This is a genomic window from Streptomonospora sp. PA3 (genome assembly GCF_009728995.1).
Classification (GTDB): Bacteria; Actinomycetota; Actinomycetes; order Streptosporangiales; family Streptosporangiaceae; genus Streptomonospora.
In genome coordinates this window covers 46789-64032 of the sequence record NZ_VTZW01000002.1, presented here as the reverse complement: position 1 = coordinate 64032, position 17244 = coordinate 46789, and the positions used below count along the sequence as shown (strand labels likewise).

At 72.3% G+C, this 17244-nt stretch carries 24 protein-coding genes; 11 read left to right on the top strand and 13 right to left on the bottom strand.

From position 1 onward, the window contains the following. The first annotated feature begins 115 nt into the window (after positions 1–115). Positions 116–1081 (top strand): IS481 family transposase, encoded by a 966-nt coding sequence (locus tag FZ103_RS00440; RefSeq protein ID WP_186355591.1) that lies wholly within the window; start codon positions 116–118, stop codon positions 1079–1081. Between the two features lie 323 nt (positions 1082–1404). On the opposite strand, the gene FZ103_RS00435 is transcribed toward FZ103_RS00440, so the two are convergent. Further along, positions 1405–2100, bottom strand: coding sequence for a GAF and ANTAR domain-containing protein (locus FZ103_RS00435; RefSeq protein ID WP_186355590.1), 696 nt, complete (start codon positions 2098–2100; stop codon positions 1405–1407). Between the two features lie 696 nt (positions 2101–2796). Between FZ103_RS00435 and FZ103_RS00430 the strand changes: the two genes are divergently transcribed. The 4 genes from FZ103_RS00430 (at position 2797) to FZ103_RS00415 (ending at position 4831) form a co-directional block, all read left to right on the top strand. After that, complete coding sequence (locus FZ103_RS00430; RefSeq protein WP_155997995.1) at positions 2797–3147, top strand: hypothetical protein; 351 nt, start codon at positions 2797–2799, stop codon at positions 3145–3147. Between the two features lie 449 nt (positions 3148–3596). Continuing rightward, positions 3597–3734: a DUF4244 domain-containing protein gene (locus tag FZ103_RS25060; protein ID WP_222936406.1), complete on the top strand. Its 138-nt coding sequence runs from the start codon at positions 3597–3599 to the stop codon at positions 3732–3734. Next, positions 3712–4140, top strand: coding sequence for a TadE family type IV pilus minor pilin (locus tag FZ103_RS00420; RefSeq protein WP_255429675.1), 429 nt, complete (start codon positions 3712–3714; stop codon positions 4138–4140). The genes FZ103_RS25060 and FZ103_RS00420 overlap by 23 nt, the downstream gene beginning before the upstream one ends. A 301-nt stretch (positions 4141–4441) precedes the next feature. After that, positions 4442–4831, top strand: coding sequence for an Rv3654c family TadE-like protein (locus FZ103_RS00415; RefSeq protein ID WP_255429674.1), 390 nt, complete (start codon positions 4442–4444; stop codon positions 4829–4831). Positions 4832–5687: 856 nt separating this feature from the next. On the opposite strand, the gene FZ103_RS00410 is transcribed toward FZ103_RS00415, so the two are convergent. The 5 genes from FZ103_RS00410 to FZ103_RS00390 form a co-directional block, all read right to left on the bottom strand. Then, entirely contained in the window at positions 5688–6443 is a 756-nt protein-coding gene (locus FZ103_RS00410) for a type II secretion system F family protein (protein WP_343233313.1), read from the bottom strand. A gap of 6 nt (positions 6444–6449) precedes the next feature. Beyond that, positions 6450–7286: a type II secretion system F family protein gene (locus FZ103_RS00405; RefSeq protein ID WP_155997991.1), complete on the bottom strand. Its 837-nt coding sequence runs from the start codon at positions 7284–7286 to the stop codon at positions 6450–6452. A 49-nt stretch (positions 7287–7335) separates the two neighbouring features. Further along, positions 7336–7824 (bottom strand): ATPase, T2SS/T4P/T4SS family, encoded by a 489-nt coding sequence (locus tag FZ103_RS00400; RefSeq protein WP_394350061.1) that lies wholly within the window; start codon positions 7822–7824, stop codon positions 7336–7338. A 61-nt stretch (positions 7825–7885) separates the two neighbouring features. Then, positions 7886–8080 carry a DUF397 domain-containing protein gene (locus FZ103_RS00395; protein WP_155997987.1) on the bottom strand — a complete coding sequence of 65 codons (195 nt, stop codon included), beginning with the start codon at positions 8078–8080 and terminating at the stop codon, positions 7886–7888. A gap of 11 nt (positions 8081–8091) precedes the next feature. After that, complete coding sequence (locus FZ103_RS00390) at positions 8092–8925, bottom strand: helix-turn-helix transcriptional regulator (RefSeq protein ID WP_155997985.1); 834 nt, start codon at positions 8923–8925, stop codon at positions 8092–8094. A gap of 228 nt (positions 8926–9153) precedes the next feature. Here FZ103_RS00390 and FZ103_RS00385 point away from each other — a divergent pair, with 228 nt between their 5' ends. The 6 genes from FZ103_RS00385 (at position 9154) to FZ103_RS00360 (ending at position 11379) form a co-directional block, all read left to right on the top strand. Next, positions 9154–9543: a hypothetical protein gene (locus FZ103_RS00385; RefSeq protein ID WP_155997983.1), complete on the top strand. Its 390-nt coding sequence runs from the start codon at positions 9154–9156 to the stop codon at positions 9541–9543. Next, positions 9543–9782, top strand: coding sequence for a hypothetical protein (locus FZ103_RS00380; RefSeq protein ID WP_155997981.1), 240 nt, complete (start codon positions 9543–9545; stop codon positions 9780–9782). Before FZ103_RS00385 ends, FZ103_RS00380 begins: the two co-directional genes overlap by 1 nt. After that, positions 9779–10126: a hypothetical protein gene (locus FZ103_RS00375; protein ID WP_155997979.1), complete on the top strand. Its 348-nt coding sequence runs from the start codon at positions 9779–9781 to the stop codon at positions 10124–10126. Before FZ103_RS00380 ends, FZ103_RS00375 begins: the two co-directional genes overlap by 4 nt. Continuing rightward, positions 10104–10265, top strand: a complete 162-nt coding sequence (locus tag FZ103_RS00370) for a hypothetical protein (RefSeq protein WP_155997977.1) — start codon at positions 10104–10106, stop codon at positions 10263–10265. The genes FZ103_RS00375 and FZ103_RS00370 overlap by 23 nt, the downstream gene beginning before the upstream one ends. A 182-nt stretch (positions 10266–10447) precedes the next feature. After that, positions 10448–11167, top strand: a complete 720-nt coding sequence (locus FZ103_RS00365) for a glycosyltransferase family 32 protein (RefSeq protein WP_155997975.1) — start codon at positions 10448–10450, stop codon at positions 11165–11167. Continuing rightward, positions 11164–11379 carry a hypothetical protein gene (locus tag FZ103_RS00360; RefSeq protein ID WP_155997973.1) on the top strand — a complete coding sequence of 72 codons (216 nt, stop codon included), beginning with the start codon at positions 11164–11166 and terminating at the stop codon, positions 11377–11379. Before FZ103_RS00365 ends, FZ103_RS00360 begins: the two co-directional genes overlap by 4 nt. Before the next feature lie 54 nt (positions 11380–11433). Here the strand turns inward: FZ103_RS00360 and FZ103_RS00355 are convergent, their stop codons facing one another. The 7 genes from FZ103_RS00355 to FZ103_RS00330 all read right to left on the bottom strand — a co-directional run bounded on the left by FZ103_RS00355 (position 11434) and on the right by FZ103_RS00330 (position 17244). Next, positions 11434–11658, bottom strand: coding sequence for a hypothetical protein (locus FZ103_RS00355; RefSeq protein WP_155997971.1), 225 nt, complete (start codon positions 11656–11658; stop codon positions 11434–11436). A gap of 256 nt (positions 11659–11914) precedes the next feature. Next, complete coding sequence (locus FZ103_RS00350; RefSeq protein ID WP_186355589.1) at positions 11915–13933, bottom strand: right-handed parallel beta-helix repeat-containing protein; 2019 nt, start codon at positions 13931–13933, stop codon at positions 11915–11917. After that, positions 13933–14157: a hypothetical protein gene (locus tag FZ103_RS24765; RefSeq protein ID WP_186355588.1), complete on the bottom strand. Its 225-nt coding sequence runs from the start codon at positions 14155–14157 to the stop codon at positions 13933–13935. The genes FZ103_RS00350 and FZ103_RS24765 overlap by 1 nt, the downstream gene beginning before the upstream one ends. 85 nt (positions 14158–14242) lie before the next feature. Next, entirely contained in the window at positions 14243–15100 is an 858-nt protein-coding gene (locus FZ103_RS00345; protein WP_155997967.1) for an N-acetylmuramoyl-L-alanine amidase, read from the bottom strand. A 60-nt stretch (positions 15101–15160) separates the two neighbouring features. Beyond that, the gene (locus FZ103_RS00340; RefSeq protein WP_155997965.1) at positions 15161–15502 is read right to left on the bottom strand and encodes a hypothetical protein; all 342 of its coding nucleotides are present in this window, start codon (positions 15500–15502) and stop codon (positions 15161–15163) included. Between the two features lie 4 nt (positions 15503–15506). Beyond that, positions 15507–16082: a hypothetical protein gene (locus FZ103_RS00335; protein WP_155997963.1), complete on the bottom strand. Its 576-nt coding sequence runs from the start codon at positions 16080–16082 to the stop codon at positions 15507–15509. Continuing rightward, positions 16057–17244 carry a hypothetical protein gene (locus FZ103_RS00330; RefSeq protein WP_155997962.1) on the bottom strand — a complete coding sequence of 396 codons (1188 nt, stop codon included), beginning with the start codon at positions 17242–17244 and terminating at the stop codon, positions 16057–16059. The genes FZ103_RS00335 and FZ103_RS00330 overlap by 26 nt, the downstream gene beginning before the upstream one ends.

Sequence of the window (17244 nt, the reverse complement as noted above, 5' to 3'; positions counted from 1 at the left end):
TGATGTCCCGGCACGTCGGTAACAGCCGACACGCCCCCGACAGCGGTTGAACAAGAAGAGGGCCTTCTGATCCCGGTGTGGATGACAAGTCTGCACCGATGCTCAGGAGGCCCTCGTGTGCCACCGTAACGCGCCACTGACCCCTACCGGCAGACTCCGCCTGGCCCGGTGCGTCGTCGAGGACGGCTACAGCCGCCGCGAGGCGGCCGAACGCTTCGGCGTCTCACCCAGGACCGCCCACAGATGGGCACGCCGCTACCGCGACGAGGGCGAGGCCGGCATGGGCGACCGCCCCAGCCGCCCCCACCACAGCCCGGCCCGCACCCCCGCGGCAACCGAACAGCAGGTGCTCGACCTGCGCCGCGAGCACCGCCTGGGGCCACTGCGGCTGGCCGCGCGCACCGGTATCGGGCCCGCCACCTGCCACCGCATCCTCACGCGCCGCGGCATGGCGCCGCTGGCGGCCTGCGACCGGGCCACCGGCGAGCCGGTGCGCCGCTACGAACGCGCCCGCCCCGGCGACCTGGTCCACATCGACGTCAAGAAACTCGGCCGCATCCCCGACGGCGGCGGCCACAAGGTACTGGGCCGGGCCGCCGGCCGCAGCAACAAAGACACCGACGGCCGCGGCCGGGGGTACCTGTTCCTACACACCGCCCCGGACGACCACTCCCGCCTGGCCTACACCGAGATCCTGACCGACGAGACCGCCCCCACCTGCGCCGGGTTCCTCCGCCGCGCCGTGGCGTGGTTCGCCCGGCGCGGCGTCACCGCCCGGCGGGTCCTGACCGACAACGCCTGGGCCTACACCAAGACCACCTGGCGCACCACGTGCCGACAGCTGGGCATTGGCCCGCGCTGGACCCGGCCCTGGCGGCCCCAGACCAACGGCAAGGTCGAACGCTTCCACCTGACCCTGCTCGAAGAATGGGCCTACCAGCGGCCCTACACCTGCGAAGCCCAGCGCCAGGCCGCATTCGGCGACTGGCTCGACTGGTACAACTATCATCGGCCCCACACCGGGATCGGCGGCCGCACTCCCGCCAGCCGCGTTACCAACCTCCCGGGACATCACACCTAGGCCGTGTTCGGTGGGTCGCTGTTCTACTGCGCGGCCGCTGGGGCGGTGGTGGGTGACGGGTGGGCTTCTCGCTCTCGCTGCGTTCTCTGGGCCCCTGACAGGCATCATGGCGAAGCCGCCTGTCAGGGGCAGTCGACAGGGGACTGGCCCTGGGCCCCCGCTCGGCGATCATGGCGAAGCCCGCCGAGTAGGGGCGTAGGGGCGTAGGGGAGGCCCTATCGCAGCGCCCCGCGCCGGAAATCGGCGCTTCGCGCCATCGGGCGCGGGGCGCACACGAGTGCGCCGCTCGCTACGGACGGACCCACCAAACACGGGCTAACCGGCTAAGCGGTGCGCCCCGGCTCCTGGCCCGTCTCGACGATGCGCGCGGCCAGTTCGCGCAGCTTGGTGTTGGTCTCCTGGGAGGTCCGGGAGAGCGTCTCGAAGGCCTGGCGGGCGGTCATCCTGTGGCGCTCCATCAGGATGCCCATGGCGATTCCGATGCGTTCGCGGGAGTCGACAGCGGTCCGCAGGGACACTTCCAGGTGCGCGGCGGACAGCAGGGCGCCGGCGTGGGCGGCGAACAGCAGCGCGATCTCGCGGTCGGCGCCGCCGAAGGCGCCGGGCGCCTCGGCGTAGAGGTTGAGTGCGCCCAGCGTGCCGCGCGGGCCGTCCAGCGCGCAGGACAGCACGCTGCGCACGCCCAGGCCCCTGGCCTGGTGGGCGAAGCGCGGCCACCGGCTGTCGGTTTCCACGTCCTCGATCTGCAGCCACGAGACCCCGTTCCGCGCGGTTTCCAGGCAGGGGCCCTCGTCGAGCCGGTACTGGGTGCGGTCGGCCGCCAGAGCCGACTCCGAGCTGTAGGCGGGGGTGAGCAGCTCCGCGCGCCGGCGGACCACCGTGATTCCGGCGTAGTCGCATCCGGGGACCGTCTGGGCCGCGATGCCGACCGTTTCGCTCAACTTGACCGACATGTCGGCAGGACCGGAAAGCCGGTGGGTCGCCTCCACGAACTTGCGGGTCAGGTTGAGGTCTGCCACAGCACGCCTCCTGAGGAGTCTGGGGCGCGGGCCGCGGCGTCCCGGAGGCGCGTCTCCGGGGGCGGACGCAGTCCGAGCGCCGACACGATGTGGACGACTGGAGCTCAAACGCAGCCGCAGCCGCGCGGGACCGCATGCGGTGGGCTGCCTGTCGGTCAGGGATTCCATTGGCGCGGCCGTCGGCGACCCGGTCGCAGCCCCGACATTATGCTCCGGTCCCCTCCCCTGTCCGCGCCTGCTCGGCGCCGGCACATCGGGGCTGCCTCCGGTGGTCGCCGCGTTCGCCGTGACCTGGGGGAGTCCGGTGGCCGTCGGCGGAACACGGGCGGGATTCGCGAGCCCTCGTCTCGGGCGTGTCGTACCGGCCGCGCCGGGCGGGCGCGGAACTGTGCCGCAAAGGGCATCCGCGCGGTAGACCGGGGAACTCGCGAATCAGTGGCGTGTGGCGGATGTTTAGGACGGTACGGCTGGGAAAGTCGCGGCCAGTACGCCGTGTCGGCCCACTCCGGCGCGGCGCCTTCGCCGGCGCGCCCCCTCGTCGGCGGCCACCCGGGACCCGTGGCCGCACCCGCACAGGGTCGTGCCTCTAGGCAGCTGTTTCCAGGAGGACACGGCGGAGGGCCAACTCACGGGGCGGACGGGGAACCCCCTGACTTCCAGCGCCCTGGTCCGAAATTCACCGATCCGGGAGACGTCATGCTTGATCCGATCCCCCAGCATCCATATCCCTCCGGGCTGGCCGTGCACGATGCGGCCGAGACGTCGGAGGAGGCGCGTACGTACGGGACAGCCCGGGTCGTCGCCCATCGGCCCCACCCCGACGGCACCTACACCTACGTCGTGGAAGACCTGGGCCAGGGGACGCGCGCGGAGTGGCCGTCGTACTTCACCATCCCGGCGGGCCTGTGGGACATGACGGGCGCTGCGGGACAGGGCGAGGGCGACGGTTCCCCGCCCGAGCACGCCGGCGCGGAGTCCGCGCCCCAGCACGCCGCCGCGGACCCGCTGGATGCGGACCGCGGGGAGAAGGTCGCCTCCGAGCGGTGACCGACGAAGGGCGGCCGGCCGCGGAGAGGGTGGTCGGGCGCTCGGAGACCGGATCCGCCGGACGACTCGGCCGCTGAGGCTGCGGCCGCGGCGCCGCTCCCATGCCGGCGCCGCGGCCGGTCGGCGGCCGGTTGTCCACAGGCTCGGAATCCGGCTTTCGGGTTCCCGCCGGACGGGCGATCGTGGATGCGGACCGTGAGAATCACCTGACTCGCGGTGTGTTCACTCGTCTGCTGGAGGCAGCCGTGTCCGTTGTTCCCTTTCCCCTTCCCCGCCCGCGCTTGCGGCGCGTACGTGCCGCGTTCCGGTGCCGAACGGCCCGGTTTCCGAGGCCGATCCCGGCCGATCCCGCCGTCCCGGCCGTGTCGGCCGGGACAAAGGCCGCGCCGGCCCGCCGTCGCGGCGCGCCGGCAGTCCGGCCGCTCGCCGCAGGCGGAAGTGATCGCGGCATGTCCACCGCGGAATACGCCCTGGGCACTGTCACGGCGTGCGCGTTCGCGGCTGTGCTGTTCGCCATCCTCACCAGCGCCGAGGTCCGCGATGTCCTCACGCAGATCGTCACCGATGCGCTGCAGATCGACGGCTGACCGGGGCGGGGTCACCGCCGAGACCGCCGCAGCGCTGCCCAGCCTGGTGCTCGTGCTCGGGGTGGCCCTGGCCGCCGTCCAGGCCGGTGCGGTGCATGTGGCCTGTGTCGACTCCGCGCGTGTGGGGGCCCGTGCGCTGGCACGGGGCGATCCCGAGGCCGCCGTCCGCGCCGCCGTCGCACGCACCGCGCCCGAATCCGCCCACGTCGTGCTGTCGCAGGACGGCGGCATGGCGCGGGTGACCGTCACGGCACCGGTGCCCTTGGGCCCGTTGATGGAGCTGCCGATCGAAGCCGAGGGCACTGCCGCCACCCCGCTGGAGGCGCTGAGAGATGCCCGATCCCCGGGTGCGCGCGGGCCGGGGGATGCACGGCAGGGGGGCGTCCCTGATGCTGGGGCCGAGTGAATCGGGCGGCGGCGCTTGCACTGCGCGGTGCGGCCGGACGGCGCCGAGCGACAGGCCGCCGACGCCGTCCGCCGGTCGGCCGCGCGGACCATGCGAGCGGGCCCGGCCGCCGCGGCTCGCGGCTTCCCCGCGGGGGCACGGATCGGCGGCGCGCCGCCGATCCGCTCGCTCGCACCGCCCGCCCGCCGCTGTTTCCCGTCCCGGCGCTTGCGACCCGGCGAAGGCGGCGCATGCGATGCCGGCGTCCGCCGGTTCCAAAGCGGCCCGCGCAGCGGGTCGCGGGGGCCGGGTCCGCAGCCGCTTGGGCCCCGATTCGGGTTCCGCGACCGTCTGGGTGCTGATGCTGTGCTCGGTCGTCCTTTTCGTCGGATCCGCGGTGGTGCTGGTGGCCGGCGTACGCGTCGACCGCCACCGCGCGGCGACGGCGGCCGACCTGGCCGCACTGTCGGGAGCCCAGCGGTTGGCCGAGGGACCTCGCGCCGCATGCGCCGCTGCCCGCGCGACCGCCGAAGCCAACGGGGCGTCACTGATCCGGTGCCGGCACGGTGCCGACCTCTCGCTGTATGTGAGCACCCGGGTCCACGTCCGCCTCTGGCCCGACACGGTGACCGCCCACGCCCGAGCCGGACCGCACCGATCGCCCTGGACCCCGGCCACCCCGCCGGCCGAGCACCCCGCCGAGCCGGAGTGACCCGGAAGCGCCCGCACGGCAGGCTCACTGGACCGCCGACCGCCACTGAGAGACACAGGCCCGCACCGCCAACGCGACCTCGGCGGCGAGGCCGCCGGATCTGCGGGCGGATGGCCGCGCACGGGGGTGGGTCGCCGCCTCCCGCCGACACCGGCGGCCGGAGGCGCCGAACTCAACTCCGTACTCTCCTCGCCACTCCGTCCACAGCGCTCCGGCCTGTTGATCCGGGCTGAGGTCGCATTTGAGACCGGCGGGCGCCGCTTTTCAGGAACCCACCGGGTACCCCCTGGGGCGGTCGCCATCGGGGTTGCGGCACTGGGCGCGCTTCGCGTAGCGCGATCCGCCCGCCCGACAGCCCGCCACCACCCCAGCGGAGACGCTGCGCGTCACGTGTTTCCTTGCCGTCGAGCGCACGCGGTACCTGCCAGATAGAGCCGCACCACCGATGGCCGGGTTCCAACGCAAAGGTGCGCCGTGCGCTCGGCGGCAAGCTGGCACGCAGCGCTGCGCGCAATCCAGCCCCATTGCCGCAGCCGCTGTGGTGACCGACTCCTTAAACAGGACGCAGGGGCGGTCGCGGGCGACGGGCAGACAAGCATGCGGCGCGCAGCGCTACCGTTAGGACGTGTTCAAGAACGGCGGGGGGCGCTTTCCAGGAACCCACCGGGTACTCCTGGGGCGGCCACTATCGGGGGTGCGGCAATGGGTGCGCCTCGCGTAGCGCGGCCCGTCCGTCAGCCCGCCACCACCCCAGCGGAGACGCTGCGCGCCACGTGCCTGCTTGCCGCCGAGCGCACGCGGTTCTGGTCCGGCCGACCCGGACGTCGGCACGTGGGCGGAGCGGAACCCTCCCCCGTCACGGAAGGGTGAGGTCGGAGACGAGTCCGGCGGCGAGGGGGACCACGCCGATGAGCACGAACGCGGGGAGGAAGCACAGCCCCAGTGGTGCTGCGCTGAGGACGCCGAGGCGCTGAGTCCGGGTCAGCGCGCGGGCGCGGGCGGTGTCGCGGAGTTCGGTGGCGTGGCGCTCCAACAGGGCCGCGACCGGTGCCCCGCTCTCGCTCGCGCGTGCCAGCGCGCGTCCGATCGCCTCGAACTCCTCGGTGCCGTCCGCCGACCGCCACACGGCGCGGGGATCGGCACCGAGCCGCAACTGCTCGGCGACTCCGCCCAGTGCCTTCCCCAGCGGGCCGCCGACGCCATCGGCGACGGCGGCGAGGACGTCTTCGAGTGCGCCGCCCGCCCGCAGGCCCGCCGCCAGGAGGTCGACGGCGACGGGCAGACCCGCCAGCACCCGTGCCCGATCCGTTCGGGAGCCGGCGGGCGGGTCTGCGCGCGCGAGCCGCCACCGCAGCGCCGCCGCGATCGGCAGGCCGACCAGCACGGCCGCCGGCGGACCCGCCACGGCCAGCAGGGTCGCGACCGGGGCACACGGCACACCCCACAGGAGCAGCACCCGCGACAATCGGGTTCGGGCGCGCGGACGCGGCGGGGGACCGGCGGGGGCCAGCCGGCCCAGGCGCCGCAGCGCGCGGTCGCGTGCGGGCTCGCCGCGCAACAGCAGCACCGCGGCCGTGCCCAGTGCGACCACGCCTGTTTCGAGGATCCCCACAGCCGATCACTCCATCCCTGATTCAGACAGCACGCGGCGGACCATGCGGTGTGTCCAGAACAGGCCCACGGCGTCGAGGACGAGGCCGGCCGCCAGGCACAGCAATCCGGCCGGGGTCGTGAACAGAAACGCCAGCGGCGACCCGCCCAGCGCGGTGGCCATGCCGAGCCCGAGCACCGGAAGCACGCTGAGCAGAACGGCGGTGGCGCGCGGACCGGCGAGTTGGGCGCCGAGTTCGCGCCGCAGCGCCTCTTCGGCGCTCAGCGCCGCGGCCAACCGGTCGGCGGCATCGGCCAGTCCGGCTCCGGTGCTCGCGGCCACCCGCCAGCAGGCGGCCAACTGGCCGAGCCCACCCGCGCCCGGCGCCGCGGCGAGCGTGCGCAGGGTCGGCACGACGTCCTGCCCGGAGCGACCGGCGGCGCTCAGGGCGGCGAGTTCCCGGCGGGACTCGGTATCCAGTTCGGCGACGGCCGCGACCATGGCCGCGCCGGGATCGCGTCCCGCGCGCAGTTCGGCGGCGAGAACCCCGCACAGCGTCGCCCCGGCCCGGCGCCGCCGCCCCTGCACCCGTCCCGCGGCCAGCTCCAGCCGAGCCCGCAGCCCCCTCGCGAGGCGCTCTGCTCTTTGGGCGACCCACCCGCCGCGGCGCTCGCCTCCGGCGGGCATCAGCCCGCGCAGCCGGACGGTCGCAGGCCCGGGCACAAAGCCGGCGGCGATCACGCCCAGGCAGCCCAGGGCCAGCAGGCAGCCGGCCTGTCCGGCGAGCCCGTGCGCCCAGGCGAGCGCGGCATCCGGGAGCGGCGGAAACGCCGAACTCGCGGCGACCGGAGCGTGAGCGGACATGGGTCTCCAATCCGGTGCAGGGCGCCGTTCGCCCGTGGGTGGAAAGCCGTTAGACATCGGGCCCGAGGAGGGAGGAGGGCGCATGCGGCGGAGGACTCCGCCATGCGTCGCCGATGCGCGCCCGCAGGTCGGGCAGGGCTGGGTGCTCGGTGATTCGTCCGTCGGCGGAGAAGGCCACGGCAGGCAGCGCGTGTACGGTTCCGGTGGTGTCGCGGCGGAGCACGCACACCTCGGCGACGCGTCTGGTGCCTTGCGGACCTCGTGCCAGGTGGATGATCAGCGACCGCGTCGCCGCGAGCTGGCTGTGCACCGCCTCCCTGCTGAGCCCCGCCGCGCAGGCGAGCGCCTCGATCCGGGCGGGGACGTCCACCGCGGCGTTGGCGTGCAGGGTGCCCGCGCCTCCGTCGTGGCCGGTGTTCAACGCGTTGAGCAGGATCGTGAATCCTTGCGGAACACCAACACTTTGCCGGTGGGTATGGGCTGTCGGGCCGTGGTGGTCGCGGTCCCGGCCCGCTACACTCGGCGGTGGGAAATGCATTGGGTAATGCATGCGGAAGGCCCCCGCCGGATCCGGCGGGGGCCTTCGCGCGTCCTGGGGTCTACAGCTCGTCGAGCCCTTCGAGGAACGCCCGCCACTCGGCGGAAGGGAACGCGAGGTGCCCGTGGTCGGGGTGCTGGGAGTCACGGACGAGCGAGGCGCCGGCGGTGTCGGCGACCTCCACGCAGTTCTGCCCGTGGCTGCTGGAGTAGCTGGACTTGCGGAATTGCAGGTGGGAAATGCTCTCTGGGGTCATGTCTGCCTCATCTACTTCACGGATGCGAGGCGGTCGGCGATGAGCCGCCGCGATTCGTCGACCGACAGGGCCGACGCCTGGATGTGCCGCCATAGGATCTCGTACCGCTCCAGGTGGTCAGGCTTCTCCAGGAAGAGCTGGTCTGATCCGGTGTCGACGTAGACCGCGCTGGGGTCGGGCTCCGGAAAGTCCATCATCACAAACCCGCTCGTCATCGCGGCGTGCGGGCCGATCGACGACGGTAGTACCTGCACGCCCAGGGTGGGGCGCTGCACGTCGAGCAGGTACTGCAGCTGACCGGCCAGCTCTGGCGTGACCTTCAGCAACGCGGCCTCGTCGATGATGGCCCAGTACAGCGGCGCATCCTGGCTTTCGAGGACCTGCTTGCGCAGCATACGCGCTTGGACTCGGCGGGACAGGTCGTCCTCGTCGGTGATGCCGCCGGCGCGGATGATGGCGCGGGCGTATGCCTCGGTCTGGAGTAGGCCGGGGATGGCCAGCGGCTCGAACGTCCGCATCGACCGGGCCTCAGCCTCCAAGCCGATGAACGTGCCGCCGCCCCACACGTCGCTGTAGCTGACCCACCATCCGCGCTGTCTCGCCTGCTTCGCGAGCGTGATGAGCGCCTGGCGCCGCTCGTCGTCGTCGACCCCATAGGCGTCGAGCAGGTCCTCGATGTCGCGCACGCTGGGCCGTTTCCACTGGTTCTGCTCGATGTGGGTGAGCTTCCCGCGGGACCATCCGAGCGCGTCGGTGACCTCCGTTGCGGTCTTGCCCGCCGCTTCGCGGAGCGCACGCAGCTCGTAGCTGAGCCGCCGTCGGCGGACGGTCGGGCTGCCTGCCATGTCGCCGCTCCGTTTCGGTCGCCGGGGTTGTGCTCCCGATCCTACGGCGACCTTCGCACTCTGGGACATTTCACCATCGGCCAATGTTGATCTTGTCCTTCACGGTCGATTTTCGGCACCGGATACGAACGTTGGCATTGCAAATTTAGCGGCCAAGCGCAAACATGGCAGTACCCAATGCAACTGCCGGGCCCTCCCAGCCCGGCCCGACCCCGCAAGGGGGCACCCATGCGCAGACTGTCCAGGATCGTCCGAGGATGGCGGGATCGTGTCCTGCCGCCGCCGCGCGGCCACCACCACGCCCCGCGGCGCGCCACCACCCCGCCGGCCGAGCCCGCGCCCGCCCCGGCCCCGCGCCGCGGCGGCGACCTCCTCGCCCCGCCCGCCGAGCTGCTGCCGCCCGTGCCCGCCGCCCCGCGCCGTGTCGTCGGCCCCTGGTACGTGGCCTGGGAGCGGGTGCGGCCCCGCCCCGGCTCGCCGGTGCCGAGTGGCGACGGGCTCGACGACCTCCGCCAGGCGCTCGCCGGGCCCATCCGGCAGCTCGCCGCCGCCCGGCCCGACATCGTGCACCCGGCCCCGGCCGCGGGTCGCGTCCGCGAGCTGGCGGGCGCGCGGTGATGGGCGTGATGCCGCCGCCGCGGGAGTACACCCCGCCCCGGCTGCCCGATGGCGTCTACGCCGCGTTCGCTGCGTTGTCGCTGGAGCACCGGCAGTGGGCCATGCGGTACTCGGCGGACGAGCACGGCGACGTGCTGTATCAGGCGGTACACGAGCGCGAGGGTGTGATGGTGGCCGCGGTCGGGTTCGACCGGTTCGCCCGCCTCCTCGCCGCCGCCGCCGAGGAGGTCGCCCAGTGAGCGACTACCCGCCGCGCGTGCACCCCGCCCGCATCGGCGATCACAGCTGGGATCCGATCGGCGCGATCGCCGAGCGCTACGGGCACGTGTACAGCATCGAATGCCGCCTGGTGCCGGGCGGCGACCACCATTGGACGATCCGGCCGCACTACCCGGCGACCGACCTCCCATCCTGGGAGGGCTACGCCCGCCCCGCCTGGGTCGCCGGATGGCTGGCCGACCAGGTCACCGCCTGGCGGCGGCAGCAGACTCCCCACCATCACCACCAGCACCACCAGACCGCTGCTGATGGGGGATCAGATGCCGAGGATGCACTACGACGTGACCGTGACCATGACCCCTGAGGAGGAGGCACGGTACCGGGCCGCGCACGAGCTCGACCGCGACACCCGCACCTACGACCACCTCGCCGAGCAGCTGTACGAGCAGCTGCTCGGCGCAGGGGTCACCGATGGGTGGTGGTCGCACGTGACGGTCCGCTAGACGGCCGCGCCGGGCCTACCGTCCGCCGGCGCGGCCACCCCGCGGGGCGGTCCGCCGGTCGCCCCGCACCCGCCCCGCCGCCGTGGCACTCCGGCGGCGGGGCGGCCCCCGCTACCCCGCTCACCACCCACCCATGAGGCGGTACCCGCCCCTCCGCCCCCCTTTCGAGGAGATTTATCAGCATGATTAGTGATGTACTGCCCACCCAGCGCCCGCGGGGTCTGGTGGCGCGCACCGTCCGCGCCCACACGATGCACATCCCGCGGATCGTGCACGTCGTATGGGTCGGCGACAAGCCGTACCCCTACACCGACAACCTCCGCACGTGGGCGGACCACAACCCGAACTGGGACGTGTGGCTGTGGACGGACAACAACCTCCCGAGCATCCGCCTGCACAACCAGGACGTGTACGACGCGCTGATGCACCTGCACCCCGCGGTCCGCGCCGACTTGCTCAGGCTGGAGCTGCTGTACCGCTACGGCGGCCTCTACTCCGACGCGGACTCCTGGTGCATGCGGCCGCTGCGTCCCCTGCTGGAGGGGCGGACGCTGGTGGGCATGACCGGGTCGCGCGGCAACGTCGCCAACGGCACGCTCGGCGCCACGAAGGGCCATCCGGCGATGCGGGCGCTCGTGGAGGGCGCGGCGTTCCGATACCGCACGATGAAGAACAGCCCGAAGAACCAGGAAGGGCACTCGATCTTCGGCGTGTTCGGCACCCGCTACGTCACCCCGCTGCTCCGCTCGTTCCCGGATTTCACGCAGATCGACGAGGGACGCGAGCAGGGAACCCGCCGGCTGATCGCCCGCGCCGACGAGGCCAACGAGAACACGTTCATCGCGCACGGCAACGCCGTGTCCTGGAAAAAGGAGACCGGGACGGATCGGGTGGTGTTGTGAGCAGCCTCCCCGCCCTCGCCGATCAGCTGCGGCGCCGCCGGAACCGACTCGCGCAGGCTGTCGGCACCGCCCAGTGGCTCAACCAGGCCGCCGCCACCGGCCGCATGCCCACACTTGACGCGCTCCAGCGCACTACCGCCGAGCTGGCCGAGGATCTGCGGCAGGTCGCCCGCGACATGGGCGAGATCGCCGAGGAGATCCGCGCCAGGTAGACCCGGACGCACCCCGCCGCCCCCGCCACCTCCCCGGCGGGGGCGGCGTCGTGTCTAGGGCACCCAGCCGTGCCACACCCACACGTGCGGGTCGCCGCCCTCCTCGGGTGCGTAGTGCGCGCGGGCGCCCGGATCGCGCGGGAGCGCCCGCTCGCCGTTGACGACCATCATCGTGCCCCAGGCGGACAGATCATCGCCCAGATCTGCCCGCGCGTGCTCCTGCGTCTGACCATCCAACGGGCCACCCACCAGCGTCACCCGCACCATGTCCTCACTCATGCGGATGAGTCTGCCCGCACCGGCTGACATCCGCAGCCGCAACGGCTACAGTGCTGGCATGCTCCCCGCGCCCGCGGGGATGACGCAGGCACACCGGCAGGACCCGCGCCACGCGCGCGTGCTCCCCGCGCCCGCGGGGATGAGCCGCCGGCGCCTGAGGATCCGGACACCGCGACCTGTGCGTCTCCCCGGAGTCGCCGGACATGCGAAAAGCGCCCCACCCTCCCGCGGGAGGGTGGGGCGCACTGTTGTGCGGTCAGGACGTTACCGCCGCTGGCTGGTTCGCCGACGTCGTGCTGTTCCATGTCTCGGATGTGCCGTTCATCGACGGCACCACGATCCGCCCGGCGTCGGCGTGTGTGCCCCACACCTTGATGTGGTCGCACGAGCTGGTGATGCTGATCGCATCCGTGATCGCGCCCGCGCCCTGCCGGATCCGGTTACCCGACACCGTGTGATGCGACGCGAAAGACGTAATCCGGATCCCGTAGTAGGTGCCGCCGCCCGCGGCCGCCCCGACGATCACGTTGCCGGACCATACGACGTCGTTGCCGCCCTGGGCCCACAACCCGTTTTCGCCGATTAGCGTCAAGGTGTTGCCGTCGACGACGCAGCCGGACAGCGAGTCGATCAGGGTGATGCCGGCGCCGTTGATCGCCCGCAGCCGGTTGCTGGAGATGGTGACGCCGTCGCATGCCTCTGTCGAGATGCCGGTTCCGCCCACGGACCGCAGTGTGTTGCCGGTGATGGTGGAATCGTGCAGGTGGATCAACCTGATGCCGTTCTCGACCCCGGTCGGGTCGATGTTGAGCAGCATGTTCCCGGTGACGGTGGCGTACTGGAGCGCCCCGGTCGACTCGCCCTCCAGGGTGATGCCGTCGTTGTGGGCGCCGGTGCCCGTGATGACGTTGCCGCTGATGACAATGCCGGGGAGCGGCTGTGATCCGGTGATGCTGGTGCCGTCGGGATACTGCTGGTCGGCGCTCTTGGTCGAGTCGAGCGACCGCCACCAGATGCCCGCGCCGCAGCTGCGGATCGTGTTGCCGGAGACGATGGACTCAGCCCAGCAGTAGGCGCCGACGGCGTACTCGCCGCACGAATCGATCTCGTTGGAGATGACGCGGATGTTGCGGTGCGGCTGGTCGGGGGCGGTGCTGTGGGAGCCGATGCCGCGGCCCCACGGCCCCGCGCCGGGGGTGCCGGACGGGCCCACGTAGCACCCCTGGATCAGGATGTCGATGCAGGCAGTGTGGTCATACGGCCCGAACGCCCCGAAAACGGAGCTGCGATAGGCGCCGTCGACCTGGACTGCCTCGGAAAAGCCGCGGGTGCCGGAGAAGTCCGTGAAGCCGAGGAAAGAGCAGTTGATCACGCGGCCCGTGTGGGTCGAGTTGAGTTCGACGCCGTGATAGCCCGGCACATCCAATATCCGCAGGTCACGGATGGTGACGTTCCGCGCGTGCCCGATGCTGATGGCCATGTTGTTGTCGGTGATGCTGGCCCCGTTGGCGTCCCACGTGCCGCCGGAGATGGTGATGTCACCATGCCCGTCATAGCCGCCGAGGGACTGGCCTGCATCACCGTTGACGATCATCGTGGTTGCGGCGTCGCGCCGGATCGTCGCGTCCGGGGCGAGCCACAGATGGGTTCCCTGGTAGATCCGCAGCGGCCCCGTCTGCACCGAGTAGACGCCACCGGGCACCCACACCAGGCCGCCGCCGGCCGCCCCAGCGTCGTCCAGTGCCGCCTGGATCGCCGCCGTGTCGTCCGTGGCCCCGTCACCCACGGCGCCGTAGGCGGACACGTCCAGCATGCCCGTCACGCCGCCCGCCAGGCTCTCGGGGAGCTGGGCGGTGGGCACCTGCCCGTCGGCGTCCAGGGTGGCCAGACCGCCCGGCGCGCCACGCGAGTCCTCCAGCGCGCTCACGCGCGCGTCGGTCCCGGCCTGCTGTGTCTCCACGCTGGCGATCCGCGGGGAGACGTCGGCGGGCACCAGGTGCACGCGGCCCACACCGGGGATCACGCCGTCGGGGGCGCCGATGATGTAGAGGTGCGGCGTGTCCGCAGGGTCGACCCATCCGTCGAGGGCGATGTAACCCCATTCGTCGCAGGTCAGGATGCCGTCGGGGATGACGGTGACGCCGTCAAGCTGGCGGAGGTCGGTCACCTGCGACCCGCCGTCCGCGGCATCCCAGACCGTGGCCTGCGCATACGGAATCGGGGTGCCGTCCTGGGTTTCGGCGCGCCAGGTGCCGCGGCGGTAGGTCCGCGCCATTAGGCCGTGCCCTCGGCGTCGTCGCCGCGGCGGGTGTGCGGCGCCAGCCACGCGGCCACGGCCATGACGAGCGTGACGATGGCGGCGGCGACCGCCTGCGGCATGTCGAGCCCGGCCAGGTCGGCGAGCCACAGCACCAGCGCCGCACCGGCGCCGCTGGCGGTGCCGGTGGCGACCTTGGTCTCGGGCAGGAAACGGCGCGGCGACTTCGGGGATTCGTGCATCGTGCCCTCCTCGGGGCATGGAAAAGCCCCCGGCGCGTGGCCGGGGGCAACGATTAACTGCGGGTTAATGGTTGGGGGAGGGGGGTCAGCCGACGCTGATGCGCTGCGCGGTCAGCGACCGCACGGTCAGGTCCTGCGGAACCTCCGCCGACCCGCCGCCGGAGCCGCCCATCTCGGCGAGCACCTCTCGGATCTCCTGGCGCATCACGGCCTGATGCAGCTGCGAGTAGGCGTGACCGCTGACGCGGTCGCCCCACCCTTCCTTGGCTTCGCTGCCGACGTCGGCGCGGCACAGCCGCAGCCCCTCAGCGGTGGCGTCGCCGTACCGGCCGTCGACCCCGGCGTCGCCCAACGCGTCGCGGCGGCCCGCCTTGACGATCATCGACTGCAGGGCGATCACGTGCTCGCGCTCGCCCGTGTCGGGGCCGGCGCCCTTCGTGAGGTTGATCAGGGACATGTCGTTGTCTCCTCCGAGTCCGTTCGTGGGCATGCCGTCGTGCACCCAGTCGTGCAGCTCCCCGCCGGGGCAGCTGGTTTCGTTGACGTCGCCGTGGCCCTTCGCGGAGAGGCGCCGCCCGGCGCGCTCGCACGCCTCGTCGTACAGCGCGCGGATCGTGACCATCGCCGCAGGGGTGGGGTTGTTCTCGCCGATGTAGCAGACGCCGATGCCGCTGCGGTTGTGGCCGACGGCGTGCGCCCCGACGACCAGCCACCCGCGGCCCTCGTAGGCGTTGCCGTCGTCGTCGACGAGCAGGTTGTAGCCGATGTCGGACCAGCCGCGCCCGTCGAGGTGGAAGTCCTGAATGCTGCGGACCGTCTGGGTGGTGGGTCCGGCGGAGTGGTGCACGATGAACTCGGTGCGGGCGTCCCACGACACGTACTCGCGGCCGCGTGGGGCGCGGGCGCCCCACTCCGACCGGTCGATGATGGCGACCTCGGACATGCGTGTGTGCCTCCCTGGGCATAGATCAGCCCCGGCACACTGGCCGGGGCGGAGGATGGGTCAGAGCAGGGCGGCCGACAGCGCCGCCACGATCAGCGACAGCACCGCGGCCAGAATCGACCCCCAGATCATGCGGCGATCAGCCGCCCGCCGGTCGTCGGCCGCCTGCCTGTCTGTCTCCAGCTGTTGCTTGTCGCGCTCACGGTCCGCGCGCAGGTCCGCCACCTCCGAGCCGAGCCGCTCGATACGCTCGGTCGTGAGCCGCTGCTCAGCGGCGTACACATCCGCGGACACGCGGGCGTCCAGTCCCGCTTTCAGCTCGGCGAACCCCGTGCGCATCTCCTCGCGCATCAGCGTCAGCAGTTCTCCCAGGTGCCGGTATTGCGGATCCTCGGGTGCCATCAGATCAGTCCTGCACCAGCGTGCCCTTGTAGTGCACCGTGCCGTCCGGCTGGGCCCACATGTACGACACGATATTGCCCGCGCTGTCGAAGGCAGCGATGTCGGCGCCCTCGATCGTGGCGCGGGCAGTGGAGCGCATCGACCCGTCCGGGTTGCGGTAGCGGACATCGGCCTGCCAGGTCGTGATCTTGGCTTCCCCGCCGCCTTCCACGTACATCGTGGCCTCGTCGACCGTGGCGGCCACCTGGGAGCGCAGCGCCCCGCCGGCGTCGTGCACCAGCATGCCGATAGCGGGGATGCCGTCGATAAGTGCGCTGGTCACGGACCCGGTCACCCCGCCGCTGTCGGGCAGCTCGAACACGACGGTCGGGCGGCCGTCGCGGTTGGGGTCGATAGTGATCAGGGTTCCGCCGGTGTCCTCGATGACGATTTTGCCGCCGTTGGTGACGCGGAGGGTGCCGCCGGACACGCCTGCGTGGCGGGTGCGCGGCGCGGTCTCCAGCGCCCGCAGCCGGGTCAGGATGTCGTTGAGGGTGCGGCGCAGCCAGGACTCGTCACGCGGCCGGTTCTGCGTGCCCACGGGCCTCCTCCAGTTGCAGTGTCGTCGTCTCAGTCGGGGCGGGGGTGGTGCGCATCCCGATCACGCGCACATGCCGCTCCATGGGCCCATCCGGCCACCTGGCCGGGTCGCTGATCCGCAGCCGCACCCAGTCCCCTTCGGCCACCGGGGGGCGGCCGACGACGGCCACGGCGGGAATCTCGACCGGGCCGCGGCGCCGCGCGAGCTCGGCACCGGCCTGCGCGGTCAGCGTGTCGACCTGGCTCGTGGACTTGTGGGAGACAGCGGCCTCTAGGAGGGGGTTGCCGTCGATCAGGGCCCGCCGGTCGATGACCTCGGACCACCGCATTTCAGACTCTTCGCCCGCGCCGAGCGAGGCCACATAGGTGGCCGTATCCGACGCGTCCTCGTCCCACTCGTAGTCAGTGATGGTGCCGGGGTACTCCAGGACGTGTGTGTCGGGGCCGGGTAGCCGGCCGATGGTGGGGTATCCGAGCACCAGGCGGCGCCGTGCCTCGCCGGCGGCGGTGAGGTAGGGGTCGACCCTCCACTCGAATCCGTCGACCAGGTCCGCGAGATCGTCCAGGTACTTGAGGTAGTCGTTGAACTCGTAGCCCTGATAGCTGCTGTCGGTCTCGCCGTCGACGGAGACGTGCCGGTCCCGCAACACCCCCGACATCACCGTGTCGTCAGCGTCGACGCGCAGGTCGGCGGGGAAAATGTTGTCGATGGCAACCGACTGCGCATCAGCGAGCAGCGCCCGGAAGATCTCGAACTGATCCACCTGCGTAAACGACAGATTCCTCGTCGAGCCGGGCCCGCCGCGGGGACGCAGCAGCAGCCGCTCCAGCCGCCACCGCACCGTGTCCGCGGCCTGGATCCGCATCACGCCGGAGCGCGCCGCGTACCGGCGGGTCACGATCATGCCGTCCCAGACGGGCACCCCGTCACGCAGGATCCACAGCTCGGCTCGGCGGGGCGTGGTCGCGCCGAGCACGTCGCGCATGCGCACCCGCGGATCTCGGATCTTCAGGGAGCCTTCCACGGTGCCGCCGCCGCCCAGCGCCCGCTCATAGGAGCCCAGGGCGAGCGGAATGTGCTCGGACAGGCGGCGGCCGGTCACGGCGTCGTACGTGGCGTAGGAGTAGGCGGGCTGCCGCCGCTGGGGAGGAGTGACAGACAC